Origin of the sequence: Gordonia sp. NPDC058843 (assembly GCF_042743165.1) — a bacterium.
Lineage (GTDB): Bacteria > Actinomycetota > Actinomycetes > Mycobacteriales > Mycobacteriaceae > Gordonia.
The window spans coordinates 98,469-119,047 of sequence record NZ_JBHYNC010000008.1 but is presented as its reverse complement, the minus strand read 5'-3'; the positions used below and the strand labels follow the sequence as shown (position 1 = coordinate 119,047).

Below are 20,579 nucleotides of genomic sequence, written 5' to 3'. Positions count from 1 at the left end.
ATGACCACAGTCACGCCGAACACACGAAAGGGCGGCAAGCCCATGAGCGCAAGGGCACACGCCGCTGACCCAGCCGCCGAGCCGAGGGTCAGCTTCACCAACATCCGGCAAGTGTTCGAACTGCCGAGACAATCGAAGAAGGACACCTCCGCCGCGTCGACGGTGGTCGCGCTCGACAACGTGACGCTGGAGATCCCCGACGGTCAGTTCGTGGCGCTCGTGGGTGCCAGCGGCTGCGGTAAGACCACCCTTATGAACATGGTCGCCGGGTTGGTCAAACCCACCGAGGGAGTCGTCAAGGTGAACGGTGAGGCTCCCCGGCTCCCCAACCTGGACATCGGCTACATGTTTGCGCGAGATGCGCTGCTTCCGTGGCGAAGTGCCCGCCGAAGCGTGGAACTTCCGCTCGAGGTCCGCGGGTGGGATCGGCAACGCCGGCGTGAACGCGCCGACGAGATGCTCGATCTCGTCGGACTCCGCGACAAGCACACGCAATACCGGAATCAGCTCTCGCAGGGTATGCGCCAGCGTGTGGCGCTCGCGAGGACGCTGGCCTCCGATCCGTCGATCCTGTTGATGGACGAACCGTTTGCCGCCCTCGACGCACGGACGAAACTCACTCTGGAAGGTGAGTTCCTGCGCATCTGGGAGAACGGTGGGGACTCGCGGAAGACGGTCATCTTCGTTACTCACGACCTCGACGAAGCGGTCCTGCTGGCCGATCGCGTCGTGATCATGTTGCCGCGGCCGGGTCGCATTGCCGAGGACATCATCGTCGATCTGCCGCGCCCTCGCGCAGATCATCTCGGTGAAGTCCGCTACACGAACGAATTTCGCGCGATCACCCAAGGTCTGTTCGACAGTCTCGAGGGTGCGATCGCCGCACCCGCACCGGATGGGGTGACCAAACGATGACCATTTCCGATGAGAGGGTGGCGGTTTCAGCCTCGTCGCCGAGCGCAGAGAACGACGGTCCGGTGAAGGCACCGTCGAAGATGAAGCACCGCTTTGCGGTGACAGCGATCCAGGTGACTGTTGTCGCCACCTTCCTGGCTGTGTGGGAATGGGCGTCGCGGGCCGAGGTGATCGATCCGCTGCTGTTCGGACGACCCAGCCAGGTATGGACCGCGTTCTTCGAGTATGTGCCGTCGCCGGAGGGGTTGGCGTCGCTGAGCGCAACGTTCCAGGCGGTCGCGCTCGCATTCGTGATCGGTTCGATACTCGGCACCGTGTGCGGATTCATCTTGGGACTGAGTACCTGGGCGAACGACATCTTCGGGCCGTTCCTCGTGCCGCTGAACAGTATTCCACGTATAGCGCTGGCGCCGATGTTCATCGCGTGGTTCGGTCTGACGATGAACGCCAAGGTGTTCCTCGCGGTGACGATCGTGTTCTTCATCCTCGCGGAGAACGCGAGGTCGGCGGTCCAGTCGGTCGACACCGATCTCATGACCATGGCGCGAGTGGTCGGCCTCAAGGGTCCCACCCTGGTCTGGAAAGTCGTTCTACCGTCGGCGATCCCGACCATGTTTGCGGGTCTGCGGCTGACTTTCACGTACTCCTTGCTCGGTGTCATCGCCTCGGAGATGATCGCCGCAACCAACGGAATCGGCCAGGACATCGTCCTGTTCTCCTCCGGGTATCAGATCAACACGGTGTTCGCGATCATCATCGAGTTGGTCATCATCGCGGTGTTCGTCAACGCGGTCTTCCAGTACACCGAACGTCGGCTCCTGCGCTGGCAGGACTGAACTCCGCACAGACTCCGGCCCCGGCGACATCGTCGCCGGGGCCGGTTCCACGTTCCGGTCACGTGACCGGGATCAACCCCTCAGGTTCCGAACATCCATCCCGTTCAACGAGTCTCCGGCGATCTCGGCGTTGTGGGCGTGGCCCATGTGATGCAGTCCGAACACCGAGTCGAGTCCGGATCGGAAGCCCTGCAGATCTTCGGCCTGGTTGACCGCCTTCTTCGCAAGGGCCAGACCAAAGGCCGGCATCGCCGCGATCCTCGCTGCGATGGCGTCGACGTGACCGTCGAGTTCACCGCGCGAGACGACCTGGTTGACCAGTCCGGCGTCCAGTGCGCGCCGGGCATCGAATCGGTCGCCGGTGAACAAGAACTCTTTGGCCACTCGTGGGCTCATCACCCACGGGTGGGCGAAGTACTCGACTCCCGGGATGCCCATCTTGACAACCGGATCGGAGAAGAACGCGTCGTCGGAGGCCACGATGAAGTCGCACGCCCAGGCCAACATCAGACCACCGGCGATGCAGGCGCCGTGGACTTTGGCGATCATCGGCTTGGGGATCTCTCGCCACCTGCGGCACATGCCCAGATAGACCTCGGACTCCCGGGCGAAGCGAGAGTCGACGCCCTTGCGGCCGACGTGATCCCAATAGATCATCGCGCGCCGGTCGAAGCTCTCGTCGACGTCGCGGCCCGGGGTGCCGATGTCGTGTCCGGCGCAGAAGTGCTTGCCCGCGCCGGACAAGACGATGACCGCGACGTCGTCGTCGTTCACGGCACGGGTGAGGGCGTCGTCGATGGCGTAGGTCATCGCGGAGTTCTGGGCGTTCGCGTATTTGGGACGGTCGAGGGTCACGTACGCAACGGCGTCACGAACCGCGTAGGCGATTGGGCTGGAGTTCATTTCGGTCATTGCCGAATGCTAGCAAGCCCGTCGTAATTCATACGGATAAATTGGGTAGTGGTGAGGATCGAGCGGTTATATTGGGAGACATGAAGATCGGACCGTTTGCGATCGTTCCCACACGCCGAGGTCAACTGATGAACGTCGCGGACTACCGTGCGGGGGCGCGGCGCCGTCTGCCTCGCCCGGTATGGGCGTATGTCGAGAACGGCGCCGACGACGGTCGAACCACCGAGGCCAATGCCAGGGCATGGCGCGGGTGGGAGATGCGCCAGCGTGTGCTGGCCGGTGTCCGTGGGGTCGACACCGCCACGTCCGTGGCGGGTGACGAGCTGGGACTACCGATCCTGCTCGCGCCGATCGGTTTGGCGGGCGCGGTCCGAGGGGTGGGCGATCTGGGCGCGGCCGAAGCGGCGGCACGTCACTCGACCCGGGCGATCCTGAGCACCGGGTCGACGCACTCGATCGAGGAGGTCGGACGGGCGGCCACACCAGGAGGGTGGTTTCAGCTGTACCCCTGGGGCGACCGGGATCTGACCGGTTCGCTCATCGATCGGGCGCGAGCCGCCGGGTTCGGCACACTCGTAGTCACAGTGGATGTTCCGATAGTCGGCAATCGTCTGGGAGAGCGCCGGTACGGGATGAACTCGGAGCCGTGGCTGTCTCCCGACGTCGCTGTACGGTACGCCTGTCGTACCGGTTGGATGCTCGACGCGGCACGCCACCGGAGGTTCGGTCTGGCGAATCTGTCCGAGCCGGGTCGGCGAGGCGGGATCGCCGAGTCGGTTCGGCGCCACGCGGTCGCGATGCGTCCCGACCTCTCCTGGGACGACCTCGCGTGGATGCGAGATCGCTGGGACGGACCCGTCGTGGTCAAGGGCGTGCTGGACGCCGACGATGCCGTGCGTGCAGTGGACACCGGTGTCGACGGGGTGATCGTCTCCAATCACGGTGGCCGCCAGCTCGCCGGAACGCTGCCCACCGGCCGGGCACTCGTCGACATCGTCGACCGGGTCGGCCGTGACGTTGATGTTCTCGTGGACGGCGGAATCCGTTCGGGCTCAGACATCGTCGCGGCACTGGCGCTGGGAGCCAGGGCTGTCCTGATCGGCCGTCCCTGGTTGTACGGGTTGGCCGTCGGTGGTGCCGAGGGCGTGTCCGGCGTGCTCGACGTGCTGGATGCCGAGATGCGGCGAACTGCCCACCTCATGGGTGTGAGCGCACTCCGCGATTTGACGCGGGATCACCTCGTTCGTGTGGAAAGTGAAGTGGGAGAGCTCGTGTGGTGACCGAGCGTCGAGCTCGTGCTCGGCGCCGCCCGCTGTCGTCCGCGGGCGAGCGCTGAGGAGTTGGCGGGTTCCGAGCGGCGTGGTCGTCAGTCGGTGACATCCGCCGGCAGGGCGACGTCACAGACATCGGTGGTGACAATCTCTTTGGAGACAGGCACATTCCCATGTGCGCCGTAACCCCACGACATCATGACGCACGAATACGCACCGGGTCCGCCGGCCACGAGCACCAGGACCGCTTCCGGTGACTCCAGTGCCCTGCGGTTGCCGTGGGCGTCGACCGGCGCCTCGTCCGCGAGCGGGATGGCGCCGTTGAGCGTGGCCAGCTCGTATGGGTTGGTGGCCCTCTCGTACAGCTCACGCTGGATGTCCCCACGGGTGTACCCCGCCGCATGGAGCGCCTTCGCGTGCTCGAGATTGAGGCACACGACGACAGTGCCGCGCCCCGCCACCGCGTTGTTGTTCCCGGGTGATGTGATCGTCCGAGCCACCAACTCGAGAAGGCGACTGTGTTGATCAGGGTCGTCGTCGTCGAGAACGCATGTGAGAGTGTGCGGTCCGAGGACGTTTACCGCGGTCAGTGCGTTCTGTTCGGCATCGAAGCCGAACGTCTGATGTAGCGGCGGATACGGGCTCTCCTCGTGCTCCGCCAGGCAGTACGACAGCTTGCCCGGGTGGCCGAGCAGCGTCATGTCGGTGAATCCCGGCCAACCTCCACCGAGATTGATGAGACACAGTCGGATCGCCCGCCCGATCGTGAGGTTTGCAGCATGCCCGTAACCCAGTGCGCCGTACGATCCGGAGATCCCCAGCGTGCGGGCGATCGGGCCGCTCACGATGAGCAGCGGGGTCAGCGCATGCGTGGTCGCCTGGACCGCGGACATGTCGAGCCGTTCATCGCACACCGCTTTCACGCCGGCCACGACGACAGGCAGATAGTCCGGAACGCACCCCGCCATGACGGCGTTGATCGCGACCTTCTCGATCGTTGCCTCGCCCATCTGCGGGGCGATCCGTCCCAGGATGAGATCGTGGTCGAGGCCGGCGAGCGACGCGGCGAACATCATCTCCTCGACACGCTCCCGGGAGGGCAGGATGACCGGCAGGCCATCCGTGCGTCGGTTGTCGCGCAACCAATCCTGCAGCTCGTCGTCCGAGCGGCCGTCGATCTGTAGGGAGGCGAGTGTCGTCCGGGTCATCTCAGTTGCCCACTCCCACGTGCAGCGGTTGTCCCGCGAGAGTGCCGATCACCTGTTGGACTGCTCCGGCGGCGATTCGCTCGATGTTCTCCGCGCCGGTCCCCGACACAGGGTGGGGGAGTGCCACTCTGGGGACGTCGGGCATTCTCGCCGCATCGGCGATGAACTGTGCGAGTTCCAGGAACTTGTAGGACACCAGGGCCACGGCGGGCACGCCCGACTTCGCTATCGCGGCGGCGTCACGCACGGTGCTCGAGGTGCAGGAACCGCACTGCCCCAAGGCCGTGACGGCGATATCGCAGTTCTGCACCTCCTCGAGCATCTCCTGCCCGATGGTGACCGTCGGGTCATCTCGTTCGAAGAGGGTGATCACCGCGTGGTCGAGTTCCCTCTCGAGGAGACGCCCGACCGCGGACAGCAGTGTCCCGGCATCGGGAAAGCCGTTCGAGACCAGACCGACCCGCAGACCGGGCCGGGTGACATCGGCCGTCAGCGTGTACTCGACGACGTCGACCGGTTCGGCCGCCGCAGGATCGTAGATGACAGTCATCGATTGAAACCCTTCACTGGTGGACAGGAATCACTCACATGCGCGGGACCCGAAATCCGCGTCGACTTTTTCTGCAGCGCACAGGGATAGCTCGGATCCCCAGATCGCGGACCCACCACGAGGGGTCATCGAGTGGCTAGAGACCAGGCGGATGACCACGGGTGGAGAGGGTGCGTTCACGAGAGCCAAGTATGTGACCGGGGTAACAGCCAGTTCGAATGTAGTCCCTGGTTCAACCGATGGCAATGTTTCATCATGATCAATCGTGGGAGTTCCGTCCCGACGCTGTCTGGGAATCTACGGAGTCAGCACGATCTTGCCGGTGTGACTGCTCGCCTCGAGTCGTTCGTGCGCACGCGCCACGTCCGACAGGGGCATGACGCAATCGATGACGGGTGTGATGGCTCCGGATGCGAAGAGCGGCCACACCTCGTCCACCAACTGCGCACAGATCGCGCCTTTCTCGGCGATCGGGCGGGGGCGGAGTGACGTGGCGATGACACGCGCACGCTTCACCAGGAGCCGGCCGATGTTGAGCTCGCCCCTTGTGCCGCCCTGCATTCCGACGATCGCGAGTCGCCCGCCGGTTGCGAGCGACTTCACGTTGCGGTCCAGGTACGACGCGCCCATGTTGTCGAGGATCACGTCGACACCCCTGCCCTTGGTGGCCTCCTTGACCACGCCGAGGAAGTCCTCGTCGCGGTAGTTGATCCCCACGTCCGCGCCGAGGTTCACGCATTCGGCGACCTTGTCGGGACTGCCCGCCGTCGCCAGTACGCGATGTCCGCGAGCGGCCGCCAGGCTGATCGCGAAGGAGCCGATCCCGCCGGCGCCACCGTGGATGAGAATGGTCTCGCCGGGTTGGAATGCGGCCTCGATGAAAACGTTGGACCATACGGTGGCCGCGGCTTCGGGCAGCGCTGCAGCCGAAATCAGGTCCACGCCTGCGGGTATCGGCATCACCTGACCGGCGGGTACGACTGCGCGGTCGGCGTACCCGCCGCCGGCGACGAGAGCGCACACTTCGTCGCCGACCCGCCATCGGGTCACATCGGCGCCGAGCGCGATCACCGTGCCGCTGCACTCGAGCCCCATGACGTCGGTGATCCCTGGTGGGGGTGGATAGTTCCCGGCTCGCTGGTGTGTGTCGCCCTTGTTGACCGCAGTTGCTGCCACCTGCAGTAGGACTTCGCCGGGTGCGGGAGTCGGGTCGGGCAACTCGGATATCTGAAGAACTTCGGGCCCCCCGAATTCTCGTACGGTCACGGCTCGCATCGTCGACTCCTCGCGCCAGGTTCTGTCGGTGCGTACTGCACCGCTGTAAACATCATGATAAATAGGCTAGTGTGTTCTACGTCGCAAAGCCAAGGCCGACGTGAGATCGCCGGCTCCGAGGAGGTTCGCCTGACATGACCGAGAACGGACACACCCGAGGCGTCGTCGACGGCACCGACGTGGACGCCCGGGCGGCGGCCTTCCTTGCCGAGGGCACGATTCCGCACGTGATCGATGGGGAAGGTCGCCGATCGCTGGCCGGCGCCGAGCGTCAGATCATGAATCCGTCCACCGGGGAGCAGATCGGCGTGGTCGCCTCGGGTGACGCCGATGACCTCGACCACGCCGTACGGAGCGCCAGGACGTCGTTCGAGGACGGACGCTGGCGCCTACTGGCGCCTCGAGAGAAGGAGTCGCGCCTTCATCGGCTCGCCGACCTGCTCGAAGAGCACCGTGACGTCACGGGCGACCTCGACGCCCTCGATGCCGGAATCCTGCGCAAATACGCCTCATTCGTCACGCAGGCCTCGATCAACGCCCTGCGGTATTACGCCGGCTGGCCCACCAAGATAGCCGGTCAGCTTCCTCCGGTCGGGCCGGAATACCTGGTCCAAGAGAGGGTCGAGCCCATCGGGGTGATGGGCGTGATCAAGCCTTGGAACGGCCCGGCTGCCTTTTTCAACCAGGTCGCGCCGGCGCTCGCGGCAGGCAACTCGGTCGTACTCAAGCCCGCCGAGCACACCCCGCTCACCGCGACCTACATGGCCCTCCTCGCGCTCGAAGCCGGGATTCCACCGGGAGTGCTGAACGTGGTTCACGGAGACGGGGTGGTCGGCAGTGCGTTGGTCGCTCATCCCGGGGTGAACCGGCTCTCCTTCACCGGTTCGGTGGGCACCGGCCGTGCTCTCGCCGCCGCTGCGGCGCAGACCTTCAAGAAGGCGAACATCGAGCTCGGCGGCAAGTCGCCGGTCATCGTGTTCGACGACGCCGACCTCGATTTGGCGGCGCCGGCCGCCACCAGGTCGGTGTGGAACAACTCGGGCCAGGTCTGCACCGCCGGATCCCGCACCCTGGTGCACCGTGACATCTACGACGACTTCCTCGAGCGAGCCGTGGCGGCGTCGACGGATCTGACGGTCGGTCACGCCTTCGACGACGGGGTCGACCTCGGCCCGCTGATCTCGCCGCAACAGCGTGACCGTGTACGTGACTATGTCGACGTCGGTCGCGCGGAGGGTGCCACGGTCAAACTCGTCGGCGACGTGCCTGATTCTGCGGGCAACTTCCAGGCCCCGGTGATCTTCGCCGATGTCGACATGTCGATGCGTGTGGCGCGTGAGGAGATCTTCGGTCCGGTGATGTCGGTGATCCCGTTCGACACGGAAGAGGAGGCGTACCGAATCGCCAACGACACCGAGTTCGGCCTCGCTGCCGGGGTTTTCACTCGCGACATCGCCCGAGCCGATCGGGCGAGCGATGTGCTGGATGTCGGCACGGTGTGGATCAACTGCTACCAGGTGGTCGATGCTGCGGTGTCCTTTGGTGGCTCCAAGTACTCGGGTTACGGGCGCAGTCTGGGCTCCCCGGCGCTGGAGGAGTACACGCGGCGCAAGTCGGTGTGGTCCCGGCGCTATTGATTGTAGAAACCGGCTAGCCGGGTCTTGCACAAATCATCATGAGAAATTAATGTGGTCCATGGCACATCGAGGAGGTGGGATGACTACGACACCGGAGGTGATGGCACGCCTTGCACGGGTCGTCGACGACCTGGAGATCCGGCGGACGATTACCGACTACGCGACGCTCGTCGACGCGCGGGACTGGGAGCGGTTGGCAGCGATCTTCGACGACGCAGTCGTGGTCGAATACCACAACGGACGCACCACAGTCGTCGGTGCTACTGCTGTCGCTGAGTACGTCAAGGCGAACACGTCGCACGTCGCCTGGCAGCACCACATGGTGTCGCCATACGGCATCGATGTCAATGGGGACACCGCGACGGCTCTGGCCTACCTGGTATCGCACCAGCAGGTCCGTGGCGACGACACCGAGTTCTTGACGATGGCAGCGGATTACACCCTCGAGCTCGCACGCGCCGAGGGTGGGTGGGTGATCACCCGCATGCGCCACTCGATCAAGCTGGCCAGCTTCCTCCCGATTTCGACCACACCGCTTGCCGGCGCCGACGTCCCGGCCGCGGTCAAGCACTGACACAACCCTCTGCTCGAGGGCATCCGACGACGCCGGAACCCGACACAGTCCGCACCACAGCTCAGATTCGAGGAATCAACTCATGGCAGCTCATTCGACGCCGGAACTGACCGAAGCCGACCTGGCCGAGGCCGCGGAGCGACTCGAACGCGCCAAGGCGGCCGGTTGCCCGGTCGTCAACTTCGACTACACGACACCGCAGCCGGCCTTGAGCTACTTCTCGAAGTTCGACGAGCTACGAAACCAGGGGCCGACCGCGTATTCCTCGTACGGGCCCGGCTTCTGGATGCTTCTGACCTCCGATCTGGTCCGCGAGGCCTACCAGACTCCGGAGGTGTTCAGCAGTCACGCGACCATCCCGTCGATCCCCAACCCGGACTGGCATTGGATCCCGACGATGGTCGATCCCCCGCAGCACAGCGAATACCGCCGCATGCTCAACATCGCGTTCTCACCACGATTCGTGAAGCAGAACGAGGACCAGATCCGGCAGGACTGTATCGAGACCATCGAGAAGTTCGCCGCCGACGGCAGATGCGATTTCATCGAGCAGTTTGCAAAAGTGTTTCCGACGCAAGTGTTCCTGCGCATCGTCGGTCTGCCCATGGAGCACACCGAGATGTTCATGGCGTGGGTCGAGGCGACGTTCGACGGGTTGGGTCATTTCGGCGACAAGGCGGTCTCTCAGCACGAGGCGCAGGTGGCGATCCGCGGTTACTTCTCCGAGGTCCTGACCGACCGGCGTGAGAACCCGCCGGCGAGTCCCGAGGACGACTTCTTCGCGATCCTGGCGAACACCGTGATCGGCGGCGAGCCCATCACCGACGAGGCGTTCTCGAACATGGCCGAGGTCATCCTCCTCGCCGGTCTGGACACAGTGAAGAGTCAGCTCAGCTACATGTTCTACTGGCTCGCCAACAACCCGAGTGATCGAGAGTGGATCATCCGCGAGCCGGAGATCATCCCGAACGCCGTGGAGGAGTTTCTGCGCGCCCACAATATCGTCATGACGGCTCGAAAGGTCACCGAGGACACCGATTTTCACGGTTGCCCGATGAAAAAGGGTGACATGGTGATGGTCGCGAATCCGTCCGCGTCGCGCGACGAGGCCGAGTTCGACAATCCCACGGAGATCCAACTCGACCGCCAGATCACCACCCACTACTCCTTCGCGGGTGGGCCGCACCGCTGCGTCGGCGCGCACCTCGCCCGTAAGGAACTGGCGATCGCACTCGAGGAGTGGCACAAGCGCATTCCCGAGTACACCGTCACCAACACCGAGGGCCTCGTCGAGGCGGGCCCGCAGGTCGGACTCGAACGTCTGGAGCTGGGGTGGACGGTATGACCATGCACGACACCGCAATCCGTCGGATCACCATCGACACCGGCCGGTGCAGCGGTCACGGACGCTGCTACACGCTCGCCCCCGACGTGTTCGATCCCGACGACGAGGGCTTTCCGGTCCTGCTCGCCGAGACCGTCACCGACGATTCACCGCACCTGCGTGATGCACAGGCAGCGGTGGACGGCTGTCCCGAGCGGGCCATCTCGATGGAGGTCGAGGCATGACGGCAACCGCCACCCGTGTTCCCGACCTCGACGATCACGCCGCGTCGGTTCGCGCATGGCTGATCCAGAACGCCCCCGAGGGCTCTGTGGCCGCCGGCGACGAGTACGACGTATCGGTGTTCCACAACCTGTCCCACGACGTGGAACAAGGTCTGATCAACGAGCTGCGAGCGTGGCAACGCGCCAAGTTCGACGGCGGGTACGCCGCGATCTCGTGGCCCGCCGACATGTACGGTGCCGGTCTGCCGGCCGAGTACGAGGACGCGTTCAAACAGGCCGAGGCTGAGCTCGTTCCGCTGCCTCGGCACGAACTGCTCTCGGTGACGGTCAATCTGATCGCGCCGACCATCCGCATCTTCGCATCCGAGTCGGTCCGGTCCATGTTGCTACCAGGACTGTTGGACGGGTCGCTGCTGGCGTGCCAGCTGTTCTCCGAACCCGCCGCGGGCTCCGACCTGGCGAACGTCTCCACCCGAGCGGTCCGGGAGGGCGACGACTGGGTCATCAACGGACAGAAGGTGTGGACCTCCGGAGCTCAGTTTGCCGACTGGGGGCAGGCCATCGTGCGTACCGAGGCAGGATCCTCGGGGAGCCGCGGACTGACCACCTTTGTCATCCCGATGGATGCGGAGGGAGTCGAGATCCGGCCGATCCGGCAGATGTCGGGCGGCACCAGCTTCAACGAGGTGTTCCTCAACGACGTCCGGGTCCCGGACAGCCATCGGCTGGGTGACGTCGGTGACGGGTGGGCCGTCACCCGCGCCACGCTCGGCTTCGAACGTGCGAATGCGTCGAACAAGAAGGGTGTGGGCGGCTCATTCGACCAGCTGCTCGACCTCGCTCGGCGCACGGATTCGCTGGGGCACCGCGACATTCGTACGCACCTGGCCGATGTCCGCCTGCGCGAGGTCGGTGCCGAGGTCGCGCTACGCCGGGACAAGCGGGCTCGCGATGCCGGTGAGGCTCCTGGAGCCGCCGGTTCCATGCGCAAGTTGCAGTGGGTCACCCGTCTGAACCTCGTGTCCGAGCTCGCCCGGACGATGCTCGGAGACAGGCTGATCGCCGACGACGGCGAACCCGGCACCTTCTCCTGGAACGCACACCTGCTGGGCGCGCCCGGTTATCGGATCGCGGGCGGCACCGATCAGGTCCAGCGGTCGATCATCGCCGAACGTCATCTCGGCCTACCCCCGGAACCCCGCGCGCCCAAGCCCTCCCGAACGGAAGCCACGACATGAGTGTTTCCATAGACCTGTCCGGTCGTGTCGTCCTGGTGACCGGTGGCAGCCGCGGCCTCGGGCTGGAGATGGCCCACGCATACGCCGCAGCCGGCGCCAACGTGATCATCGCGAGCCGCAAGCAGGCCGGCGTCGACGAGGCGGCCGCGGCCGTGACCGAGGCGAGCGGTGTCCGGGCAGTCGGGATCGCCGGCCACGTGGGCGACTGGGATGGATGCGTTGCGCTCGTCGACTCCGCGGCTGCGGAATTCGGCCGACTCGATGTTCTCGTCAACAACGCGGGAATCGCACCGACCTATGACTCGCTCGAGTCGGCGTCGGAGCGGCTTTTCGACAAGACTGTCGAGGTGAACCTGAAGGGGCCGTTCCGGATGGCCACTCTGGCGGCTCCGCGGATGACCGACGGCGGTTCGATCATCAACATCAGTTCGATCGCCTCGGTCCGCCCCAAGACCACCGACCTGATCTACGCGGCGGCGAAGGCCGGTCTCAACACGCTGACCAAGGGGTTGGCGCAGCAGTACGGTCCCCGCCTGCGCTGTAACACGATCATGGCCGGCCCGTTCCTCACCGAGCTCGCCGACGCCTGGTACACCGACGAGTGGCGGGCACGTGCGAAGGGCTTCCCGATGGGGAGGGCCGGCGAGCCGAGCGAGATAGTCGGCGCTGCGCTGTATTTCGCGTCCGATCTGTCCAGCTTCACGACCGGTACGGTCCTGCCCGTCGACGGCGGCCGGACGGCGACCTCCTGAACCCGGAAAGTGAGCACAACCATGAGCACCAGCTCTGATGCCATGTCGGCAGACCGACGTCCGGTCCCCAGGACCGGTCCGCTGGCGGGTGTCCGCGTCGCCGACTTCTGTTGGATGGGTGTCGGCTCGGTGGCCACCCGGATGCTGGCGGACTTCGGTGCCGAGGTCATCAAGATCGAGAACCGCCGACGCATAGACCGACCACGCCTCCTGCCGATCTACAAGGGTGAGGTCCGCAATTACGGGGAGGAGAGGTCCGACGCAGACCCCGATCGTGGTGGACTGCACAACAACTACAGCCGCAACAAGCTAGGCATCACCGTCGACATGAAGACCGTCCGGGGCCGTGAACTCGTCGATCAACTCATCTCGCAGAGTATGGTCGTCACCGAGAACTTCGCGCCGGGTGTGATGGAACGGTGGGGTCTCACCTACGATCGGCTACGCGAGCTGTCGCCCGAGGTCGTCTACGGTCGCATGAGCGGCTTCGGGCATTCGGGACCGCACGCCCACTACAAGTCGTACGGACCGATCGTGCAGGCGGTCAGCGGACTGTCGTTCATCAGCGGACTCCCCGGCGTCGAGCCGTCCGGATGGGGTCTGTCCTACATGGACAACCAAGCGGCTTACTACAATTCGGCCGCACTGATGATGGCGATCCTGCGCCGCCGGGCGACCGGTTCGGGCGCCGAGGTCGATGTGTCCGCGGTCGAGGTGGGTATCTCCATGATCGGCGCGGACATGCTCGACGTGACGGCGAACGGGGCGGTCACCCGCCGCCCGACCTTCCCACGCGGAAATCGCCTCGATGATCCGGCCGCCGCCCCCCATGGCGTGTATCCGAGCGTCGATGAGGACCGGTGGGTTGCCATCGCCGTGTTCGACGACGCCGACTGGAAACGTTTCGTGGCTGCCATCGGGCGACCGGCATGGACAGACGACCAGCGCTTCGCGTCGCAACGTGACCGGCACGCCAACCAAGATGACCTCGACGCCCACGTGGCCACCTGGACCTCGCAGCGCACCGACCGGGAGGCGATGGAATTGCTGCAATCCGCAGGCATCGCGGCCGGAGCCGCGCAGAATGCCGAGGATGTCAGCGAATGGGACCCGCAGATCGCCTCTCGCGGAACGTTCTTCGAACTGAACCATCCGGTGATCGGGGAGGCTCGATTCGAGGGGACACCGGTCTCCTTCTCGCGCACCGAGGGGCACACCTGGCGATCTGCGCCGTTACTCGGTGAGGACAACCACTACGTGTTCGGCGAGATCTTGGGCCTGCCCGGCGACGAGATCAACGAACTAGAGAACGACGGAGTGATCTGACATGTGGCAAGGACCGGTGGACACGCTCACCTACAGCGGACTCCGCGCGGTGGAGCTGGCGGAGGACCCGCGAGGGGAGATCGTGGGTAAGCTCCTCGCCGACCAGGGTGCCGACGTGATCAAGGTCGAACCCGTCGGCGGCTCGAAGGGCAGGCACGTCGGCCCGTGGGTCCGCGGACATGAGGGTGATCCCGACTTCAGCCTCAACTTCTGGACGTACAACACGAGCAAGCGCAGTGTCGTCGTCAACACGACCACCGCCGAGGGGCGGGCCGAGCGGGACGACCTCATCGCCAGCGCCGACGTGCTCATCACCTCGGACACCCCCGACGACCTCGCCGCGTCGGACATCGATCTGCAGGAGCTCATCGATCGTCATCGGCATCTGATCGCGGTCTCCGTCTCGCCGTACGGCCTCACCGGGCCGTGGGCCAACCGGCGGTCCAGCGATCTCGTCGCGCTCGCGACCGGTGGCATCCTGATGAGCTGCGGGTACGACGACCACTCCATTCCGCCGATCCGCCCGGGCGGCAACCAGGCCATGCAGATCGCGGCGAGTTTCGGCCACACCGGTCTCCTCCTGGCCCTGTTGGAACGGCAGACAACCGGTCTCGGCCAGATCGTCGACGTGTCGATGCACGAGGCGATCGCCGTGAGTGGCGAGCTCGCGAACCCGTACTGGTTCTATCCGCGGGTGCTGCTGCAGCGCCAGACCTGTCGGCATGCGCAGCCGACTCCGACATCGCCGGCGCTGTTCGAGTGCGCCGACGGTGTCCAGGTGTACTTCGCGTTGATCCTCAGCGACATCAAGACGTGGGGCATCCTGGTGGACTGGCTCGACACGCTGGGAATGGCCCTCGACCTCGCCGACGACGACTATCTCGAGTTGTCCCATCGGCAGGAGAACTTCCCGTACATCCAGACCTTGCTCGAGTCCTTCTTCCTCATGCAGGATTCCGGGGACGTCTACACCGAGGCGCAGCGTCGAGGTCTGCCGCTCGGCCCGATCTCGGCGCCCGAAGACCTGGTCGGGGATCCACACCTGGAGGCTCGCGGGTACTTCGTCGATGTCCCCATCGACGGAGAGACGGTCAAGTTCCCCGGCTCGCCCTTCACCTTCTCGTACGGGACCGGCGGGCCCGGGGCTCCGCCGAAACTGGGTTCCGACACGGAAGAAGTGCTCGCACAGACGGATTCGTCGGCGACCGCGACGGTCGCAGGCGCCGGGATCGGGGTGATGTCGTGAGCACCTGGAAACCCAACACGTGCGCGGTCGTCGGGATCGGCACCACCGGGTACTCGAAGAAGTCGGGGGTCAGCGTGACCTCACTGGCAGCAGAGGCAGCTCTCACCGCGATCACCGACGCAGGTCTGAAGCCCGGCGACATCGACGGTCTGATCCGCAGTGACTACGACGAGGCGTCCCAGGTGGCGCTCGCCGACGCCATCGGTGCCGACGACGTCGCCTACTGGGGACAGAACGGGCCCGGCGGTTCCGGCCCGTGCGCGATGGTCGGGCAGGCTGTTGCCGCGATCATGTCCGGCCAGGCCACCACTGTGCTGGTCTATCGCGCACTCAACGGGCGGTCCGGTCGTCGGCTCGGCAAAGGCGTCAGCGTCGACGGTGGTGTGGGCGGCGCATCGAGCTACCTGGAACTGTTCGCTCCCTACGGCATGACCTCGCCCGGTCAGTTCTTCGGGATGCTCGCCCGCCGGCACATGTCCGAGCACGGACTCACCCACGAGGCGCTAGCCGAGATCGCGATGGTGTGCCGTCGCCGCGCCAACGCCAACCCGGCCGCCCAGATGTACGACCGGAAGCTCTCGCCGGCGGACTACTACGACTCGCGGATGATCTCCGACCCGCTGCGGCTGTTCGACTTCTGTCTCGAATCCGACGGTGGCGCAGCAATCGTCGTGACGACAGCCGAGCGTGCCAAGGATCTGCGGCAACCGCCGGCGCTCATCAACTCCGTCGCCCAGGGGACCGGTCTGCGTGTCGGTCCCGGCCAGATGTATCCGGTCCTCCTGGGCGAGAGCCTGGAGAACCTGACGTCCACGCGTGTCGCCGAACGACTCTACGAGAGATCGGGCCTCGCTCCGTCGGACGTCGATGTCGCGCAGCTGTATGACTGTTTCACCGTGACGGTCTACCTACAGCTCGCGGATTTCGGGTTCTGCAGCCGAGACGACGTGTCTGGATTCATTGAGAGCGGTGCGCTCGATCTCGACGGCGCCATTCCGATCAACACCGCAGGAGGGCAGTTGTCCGAGTCGTACATCCACGGGATGAACCACATCGTGGAGGGGGTCCGGCAGATCCGGGGCACCTCCACCTCGCAGGTTCCCGGCGCCCAGGTCTCCCTGGTCACCTCTGCGCCGCCGCCCGGAGGGAGCGCATTGCTCTTGGTGGCCGCATGAGCGCCCCGGGCAGTGACTCGAGCACCGGTCTCGGCGGCGATGTCGGACTCCGGCCGGTGACCGACGACCCGGAGACTGGCGGACTCTTCGCCGCGGCCGCGGATCGCCGCCTCGTGGTTCAGACATGCCGTCACTGCGAGCACCAGCAGCATCCCCCGCGACCGCGATGCCGCGCTTGCCACGGAGACGATCTCGGATGGACCGATGTGCCGCAGGACGGCACCGTGCACACCTGGACCGTCGTCGAGCACCAGATCAACCCTCGCTACCCGGTGCCCTATACATCGATCCTCGTCGACGTCGAACCCCGCCCGGGTGAGCCGGTGATCCGCTTCCTCGGACACATCGCGGGCCGCCCGGACATGCAGGTCGGTACGCCTGTTCGCACCGTCTTCGTCGATCTCGACGACTCGACGACCATCCCGAACTGGGAACTCATCCCGGAGTCGGAAACCACCCGCTGAACCTCCCCACCGAAGGAGCCCCCCATGGCATGGGACTTCGAGACCGACCCCGACTACCAGGCGCAGCTGGATTGGGTCGAGCGATTCGTACGCGAGGAGGTCGAACCTGCCGATCGCATGTACGACCATCCGCTCGACATGACCGACCCGGTACGCAACGCGATCATCAGACCCCTGCAAGCGCAGGTCCGCGAAAAGGGCCTGTGGGCTTGCCATCTCGGGCCCGAACTGGGGGGTCAGGGCTACGGGCAGCTCAAACTGGCGTTGCTCAACGAGTTGATCGGCACGACGCTCAGCGGCCCGGTGGTCTTCGGTACACAGGCGCCCGACTCCGGGAACGCAGAGGTGCTCGCACACTACGGTTCCGCCGAACTGAAGAAGACCTACCTGGAACCCTTGCTCGACGGGCAGATCGCGTCCTGCTTCTCGATGACCGAGCCGACCGGTGGTTCCGATCCGACGTCCTTCCGGTGCCGCGCGATACGGGACGGGGACGACTACGTCATCACCGGTGAGAAGTGGTTCTCGTCGAACGCGCGGTTCGCGTCGTTCCTGATCGTCATGGCGGTCACCGACCCCGATGCCGATCGGCACCGGCGTGCGTCGATGTTCGTCGTCCCCGCGGACACGCCGGGGATCGAGATCATCCGCAACGTGGGGGTGACGGGGCACGCGGGCCACGAGGGCACCCACGCATACGTGCGCTACAACGATGTCCGGGTGCCCGCTGCGAACCTTCTCGGTGAGGAGGGCGATGGATTTAAGGTGGCGCAGGTCCGCCTCGGCGGGGGACGTATTCATCACGCGATGCGGACCGTGGCCCTGGTACGGCGCTCGCTGGATGCGATGCTTGAGCGCGCGGTGTCGCGGGAGACCCGGGGACGCTCGCTCGGCGAACTGCAACTGGTCCAGGAGATGATCGCCGACTCCTGGATTCAACTCGAACAGTTCCGTCTGCTGGTGCTGCGCACCGCGTGGAAGATCGACCAGGTCAACGACTACAAGCAGGTCATCAAGGACATCGCGGGCGTGAAGGTCGCGATGCCGAAGGTGCTGCAGGACGTCGCGGGTCGCGCTGTCCAGTTGCACGGTTCGCTCGGTATCTCCACCGAGCTGCCGTTCGGCAAATACGTCCTCGAGGGTTTCCACATGGCCATCGCCGACGGCGCGACCGAGATCCACAAGCAGTCGGTCGCCAAGCAACTCCTGCGCGGCGTGGAGCCCGCACCGGACCTGTTCCCGTCGATTCACGTCCCCCGGCTCCAAGAGGCGGCCGACGCGAAGTTCACCGACGTCCTGGCCGCCGTCTCGGCGGACTCGGCGGAGGCGAACTGACATGATCCTCGACGATGTGGAGGCCGTCGCCGATCGCACCGACTTCGCCGAAGTGCTTGCCGGAGTGACCCACCGGGCGACGCCGCGCAACGAGGTGGTCGCCCGCGCCGACGCAGCCGCCGCCGGCCGGCTCGACAGCGCACTGTGGGAGCGACTGGTCGGCGAGGTAGGTGTCCTCGGCCTGGCCGTCCCGGAGGAACTCGACGGCGCAGGCGCCACCTGGGCCGAGATCGCTGTCCTCATGGAACAAATCGGTCGCAGCACCGCCGCGGTCCCTGCGCTCGGAGCGATCCTCGCAGTGGAGGCCGTGACCGCATCGGGCGACGTCGCCGCCCGGGCCGAGCTCCTCCCATCCCTCCTCGCCGGCACCGTGATTGGCACCGTGTGGACCGGTACGGGACTGACCGCGGATGCCGAGGGGAGAGTGTCGGGCGAGGCACGGCTCGTCGTCGAAGGCGGTCATGCCGACGTCGTCATCGCGCAAGCAGAGACGGATGCAGGTTCGGCCTGGTTCGCGATCGAGACCGCCGGTGCCTCGGTCCGTCGCCACGAAGCCCTCGACCTGGTGCGCGATCTCGCGACCATCACATTCACCGATGCCCCGGCGCGGGTGATCACCGTCGATGTACCCGACTCGCTGTCGAATCGCCTGCGCGATCTGGCGCTGGTGGCGGTGGCCGCCGAACAGCTCGGTGTCGCCGAACAAGCCCTCGCCGATTCCGTCGAGTACGCGAGCGTGCGGGAGCAGTTCCGGCGGGTCATCGGATCGTTTCAGGCCCTCAAACACCTCATCGCCGATGTCGCCACCGAGACGGATCTGGCTCGGTCCCTGGTCGAGCACGCGGTGTGGGCCGCCGTCGCCAGTCCCGAGGATCTTCCGGAGGCGGCCGCCATGGCCATGCTCGCGGCATCTCGCGCCGCCATCGTTGCCAGCGGTGAGAACGTACAGGTCCACGGTGGTATCGGCTTCAGCTGGGAACATCATGCTCACCTGTTGTTCCGAAAGGCGCGGAGCAACGACTTCCTCCTCGGACCGCCCGACCGCTTGGCAGACCGGATCCTGTCGACTCATGGTGTCCACCGATGACTCCGGGAGACGACCATCACGTGCTGGTGGTCGGCGGCGGAATCGGGGGTGGACGCACCTGCGCCGCACTTCGATCGGAGGGATTCACCGGGCGCGTCACCCTTGTCGGCGGGGAGGATCACGACCCCTACGACCGCCCGCCGCTGAGCAAGTCATGTCTCACCGAGTCCGCCGACCCCGGCCTCGGACTCGACTTCGACGACCTCGAGGTCACGGTCCGGCGCGGTGTGTGGGCGACCGGACTCGATCGCGACGCGAAGACCGTCGCGACCACTGCCGGCGACATCGGCTACGACACAGTGGTTCTCGCCACGGGGTCGACACCGGTCCGCCTCCCCGGACCGGGTGGACAATTGACTTTGCGCACAAGAGAGGACGCCGAGAAGCTCGCGGCGGTGTTGCGGCCCGGGGCGCGGCTGGTCATCGTGGGCGCCGGCTGGATCGGCGCCGAGGTCGCGACTGCTGCAGTAGGTATGGGTTGCTCGGTGATCTGCGTCGAGGCGGGCGACGGCCCACACGTGGGCCCGTTCGGCGCGGACGTGTCTCTACGCCTGGCCGCGCTGTGGGAAGGTGTCGACCTCCGGTTGCGCACCGGCGTGGCAGAGGTCGAGGTCGCCGGCGTCCGGCTCACCGATGGCACCCTGCTCGCCGCTGACGCAGTCGTGGTGGGTATAGGTTCGCGCGCAGACGTCGGTTGGCTCACGGAAGCCGGTCTCGACGTCGACCGGTTCGGGGTCTGCGTCGACTCCCGACGCCGGACGAACGATCCTGCCGTGTACGCGATCGGGGACGTCGCCAGCCGTTGGAGCAACCGCTTGTCTCAGCGTGTCCATACCGGTCACTGGGATGAGGCGGCTGTCGGCGGCGCGGTGGTTGCACGGTCCATCATGCACTGCCACAAGGGGACCGACGACATCCCCTACTTCTGGTCGGATCAGTTTGGGCGCAAGATCCAGTATGTCGGGCAGCATCGCCGAGACGATCGGCTGATAGTTCGGGAGCATCCGACGACGGACCGCTGGGGTGCGGTCTGGCTCGACTCCGAGGGGCGCATCACGGCGCATCTGTCGGTGGGGTTCCCCCGAGCGATGATCCAGGCGCGCGCTGCCATCGCGAACGGACACAGGGTGGACGGGGGGAATCTGACGGACCTGACCACGCCACCCTGACGAGCACGCGAAGCCGCGGTCGCGCAATCCATGCGGCGAC

General features: G+C 65.8%; 20 protein-coding genes. 16 read left to right on the top strand and 4 right to left on the bottom strand.

Annotated elements, in window-relative coordinates:
- Positions 1-915 carry an ABC transporter ATP-binding protein gene (locus tag ACFW3F_RS08515; protein ID WP_388056210.1) on the top strand — a complete coding sequence of 305 codons (915 nt, stop codon included), beginning with the start codon at positions 1-3 and terminating at the stop codon, positions 913-915.
- Positions 912-1,751: an ABC transporter permease gene (locus tag ACFW3F_RS08510; RefSeq protein WP_388056208.1), complete on the top strand. Its 840-nt coding sequence runs from the start codon at positions 912-914 to the stop codon at positions 1,749-1,751. Before ACFW3F_RS08515 ends, ACFW3F_RS08510 begins: the two co-directional genes overlap by 4 nt.
- 72 nt (positions 1,752-1,823) lie before the next feature.
- Here ACFW3F_RS08510 and ACFW3F_RS08505 read toward each other — a convergent pair whose 3' ends face one another.
- Positions 1,824-2,663, bottom strand: a complete 840-nt coding sequence (locus ACFW3F_RS08505) for an enoyl-CoA hydratase (RefSeq protein WP_388056206.1) — start codon at positions 2,661-2,663, stop codon at positions 1,824-1,826.
- Between the two features lie 80 nt (positions 2,664-2,743).
- Between ACFW3F_RS08505 and ACFW3F_RS08500 the strand changes: the two genes are divergently transcribed.
- Positions 2,744-3,943 carry an alpha-hydroxy acid oxidase gene (locus ACFW3F_RS08500; protein WP_388056204.1) on the top strand — a complete coding sequence of 400 codons (1,200 nt, stop codon included), beginning with the start codon at positions 2,744-2,746 and terminating at the stop codon, positions 3,941-3,943.
- Between the two features lie 86 nt (positions 3,944-4,029).
- Here ACFW3F_RS08500 and ACFW3F_RS08495 read toward each other — a convergent pair whose 3' ends face one another.
- The 3 genes from ACFW3F_RS08495 to ACFW3F_RS08485 all read right to left on the bottom strand — a co-directional run bounded on the left by ACFW3F_RS08495 (position 4,030) and on the right by ACFW3F_RS08485 (position 6,967).
- Complete coding sequence (locus ACFW3F_RS08495; RefSeq protein WP_388056202.1) at positions 4,030-5,142, bottom strand: hypothetical protein; 1,113 nt, start codon at positions 5,140-5,142, stop codon at positions 4,030-4,032.
- Position 5,143: 1 nt separating this feature from the next.
- Entirely contained in the window at positions 5,144-5,692 is a 549-nt protein-coding gene (locus tag ACFW3F_RS08490; protein ID WP_388056200.1) for a hypothetical protein, read from the bottom strand.
- A 297-nt stretch (positions 5,693-5,989) separates the two neighbouring features.
- The gene (locus tag ACFW3F_RS08485) at positions 5,990-6,967 is read right to left on the bottom strand and encodes an NAD(P)H-quinone oxidoreductase (RefSeq protein WP_388056198.1); all 978 of its coding nucleotides are present in this window, start codon (positions 6,965-6,967) and stop codon (positions 5,990-5,992) included.
- A 134-nt stretch (positions 6,968-7,101) separates the two neighbouring features.
- On the opposite strand from ACFW3F_RS08485, the gene ACFW3F_RS08480 reads away from it, so the two are divergent.
- From ACFW3F_RS08480 to ACFW3F_RS08420, 13 genes are all read left to right on the top strand, one after another.
- Complete coding sequence (locus ACFW3F_RS08480; protein ID WP_388056196.1) at positions 7,102-8,604, top strand: aldehyde dehydrogenase family protein; 1,503 nt, start codon at positions 7,102-7,104, stop codon at positions 8,602-8,604.
- Positions 8,605-8,683: 79 nt separating this feature from the next.
- A complete protein-coding gene (locus ACFW3F_RS08475; RefSeq protein ID WP_388056194.1) occupies positions 8,684-9,178 on the top strand; it encodes a nuclear transport factor 2 family protein in 495 nt (164 codons plus the stop codon).
- 82 nt (positions 9,179-9,260) lie between these two features.
- Positions 9,261-10,523 carry a cytochrome P450 gene (locus tag ACFW3F_RS08470; protein WP_388056192.1) on the top strand — a complete coding sequence of 421 codons (1,263 nt, stop codon included), beginning with the start codon at positions 9,261-9,263 and terminating at the stop codon, positions 10,521-10,523.
- A 2-nt stretch (positions 10,524-10,525) separates the two neighbouring features.
- On the top strand, positions 10,526-10,747 hold the full coding sequence (locus tag ACFW3F_RS08465) for a ferredoxin (RefSeq protein ID WP_388056190.1): 222 nt from the start codon (positions 10,526-10,528) through the stop codon (positions 10,745-10,747).
- Positions 10,744-11,985, top strand: coding sequence for an acyl-CoA dehydrogenase family protein (locus ACFW3F_RS08460; RefSeq protein WP_388056188.1), 1,242 nt, complete (start codon positions 10,744-10,746; stop codon positions 11,983-11,985). Before ACFW3F_RS08465 ends, ACFW3F_RS08460 begins: the two co-directional genes overlap by 4 nt.
- On the top strand, positions 11,982-12,737 hold the full coding sequence (locus tag ACFW3F_RS08455) for an SDR family NAD(P)-dependent oxidoreductase (RefSeq protein WP_388056186.1): 756 nt from the start codon (positions 11,982-11,984) through the stop codon (positions 12,735-12,737). The genes ACFW3F_RS08460 and ACFW3F_RS08455 overlap by 4 nt, the downstream gene beginning before the upstream one ends.
- A gap of 21 nt (positions 12,738-12,758) precedes the next feature.
- Positions 12,759-14,063: a CaiB/BaiF CoA transferase family protein gene (locus tag ACFW3F_RS08450; RefSeq protein WP_388056184.1), complete on the top strand. Its 1,305-nt coding sequence runs from the start codon at positions 12,759-12,761 to the stop codon at positions 14,061-14,063.
- A gap of 1 nt (position 14,064) precedes the next feature.
- Complete coding sequence (locus ACFW3F_RS08445; RefSeq protein ID WP_388056182.1) at positions 14,065-15,309, top strand: CaiB/BaiF CoA transferase family protein; 1,245 nt, start codon at positions 14,065-14,067, stop codon at positions 15,307-15,309.
- Positions 15,306-16,484, top strand: a complete 1,179-nt coding sequence (locus tag ACFW3F_RS08440; protein WP_388056180.1) for a lipid-transfer protein — start codon at positions 15,306-15,308, stop codon at positions 16,482-16,484. The genes ACFW3F_RS08445 and ACFW3F_RS08440 overlap by 4 nt, the downstream gene beginning before the upstream one ends.
- Positions 16,481-16,948 (top strand): Zn-ribbon domain-containing OB-fold protein, encoded by a 468-nt coding sequence (locus tag ACFW3F_RS08435; RefSeq protein WP_388056178.1) that lies wholly within the window; start codon positions 16,481-16,483, stop codon positions 16,946-16,948. Before ACFW3F_RS08440 ends, ACFW3F_RS08435 begins: the two co-directional genes overlap by 4 nt.
- Before the next feature lie 24 nt (positions 16,949-16,972).
- The gene (locus ACFW3F_RS08430) at positions 16,973-18,283 is read left to right on the top strand and encodes an acyl-CoA dehydrogenase family protein (protein WP_388056176.1); all 1,311 of its coding nucleotides are present in this window, start codon (positions 16,973-16,975) and stop codon (positions 18,281-18,283) included.
- A gap of 1 nt (position 18,284) precedes the next feature.
- Positions 18,285-19,370 carry an acyl-CoA dehydrogenase family protein gene (locus tag ACFW3F_RS08425; protein ID WP_388056174.1) on the top strand — a complete coding sequence of 362 codons (1,086 nt, stop codon included), beginning with the start codon at positions 18,285-18,287 and terminating at the stop codon, positions 19,368-19,370.
- A complete protein-coding gene (locus ACFW3F_RS08420; protein ID WP_388056172.1) occupies positions 19,367-20,539 on the top strand; it encodes an NAD(P)/FAD-dependent oxidoreductase in 1,173 nt (390 codons plus the stop codon). Before ACFW3F_RS08425 ends, ACFW3F_RS08420 begins: the two co-directional genes overlap by 4 nt.
- Positions 20,540-20,579 lie beyond the last annotated feature (40 nt).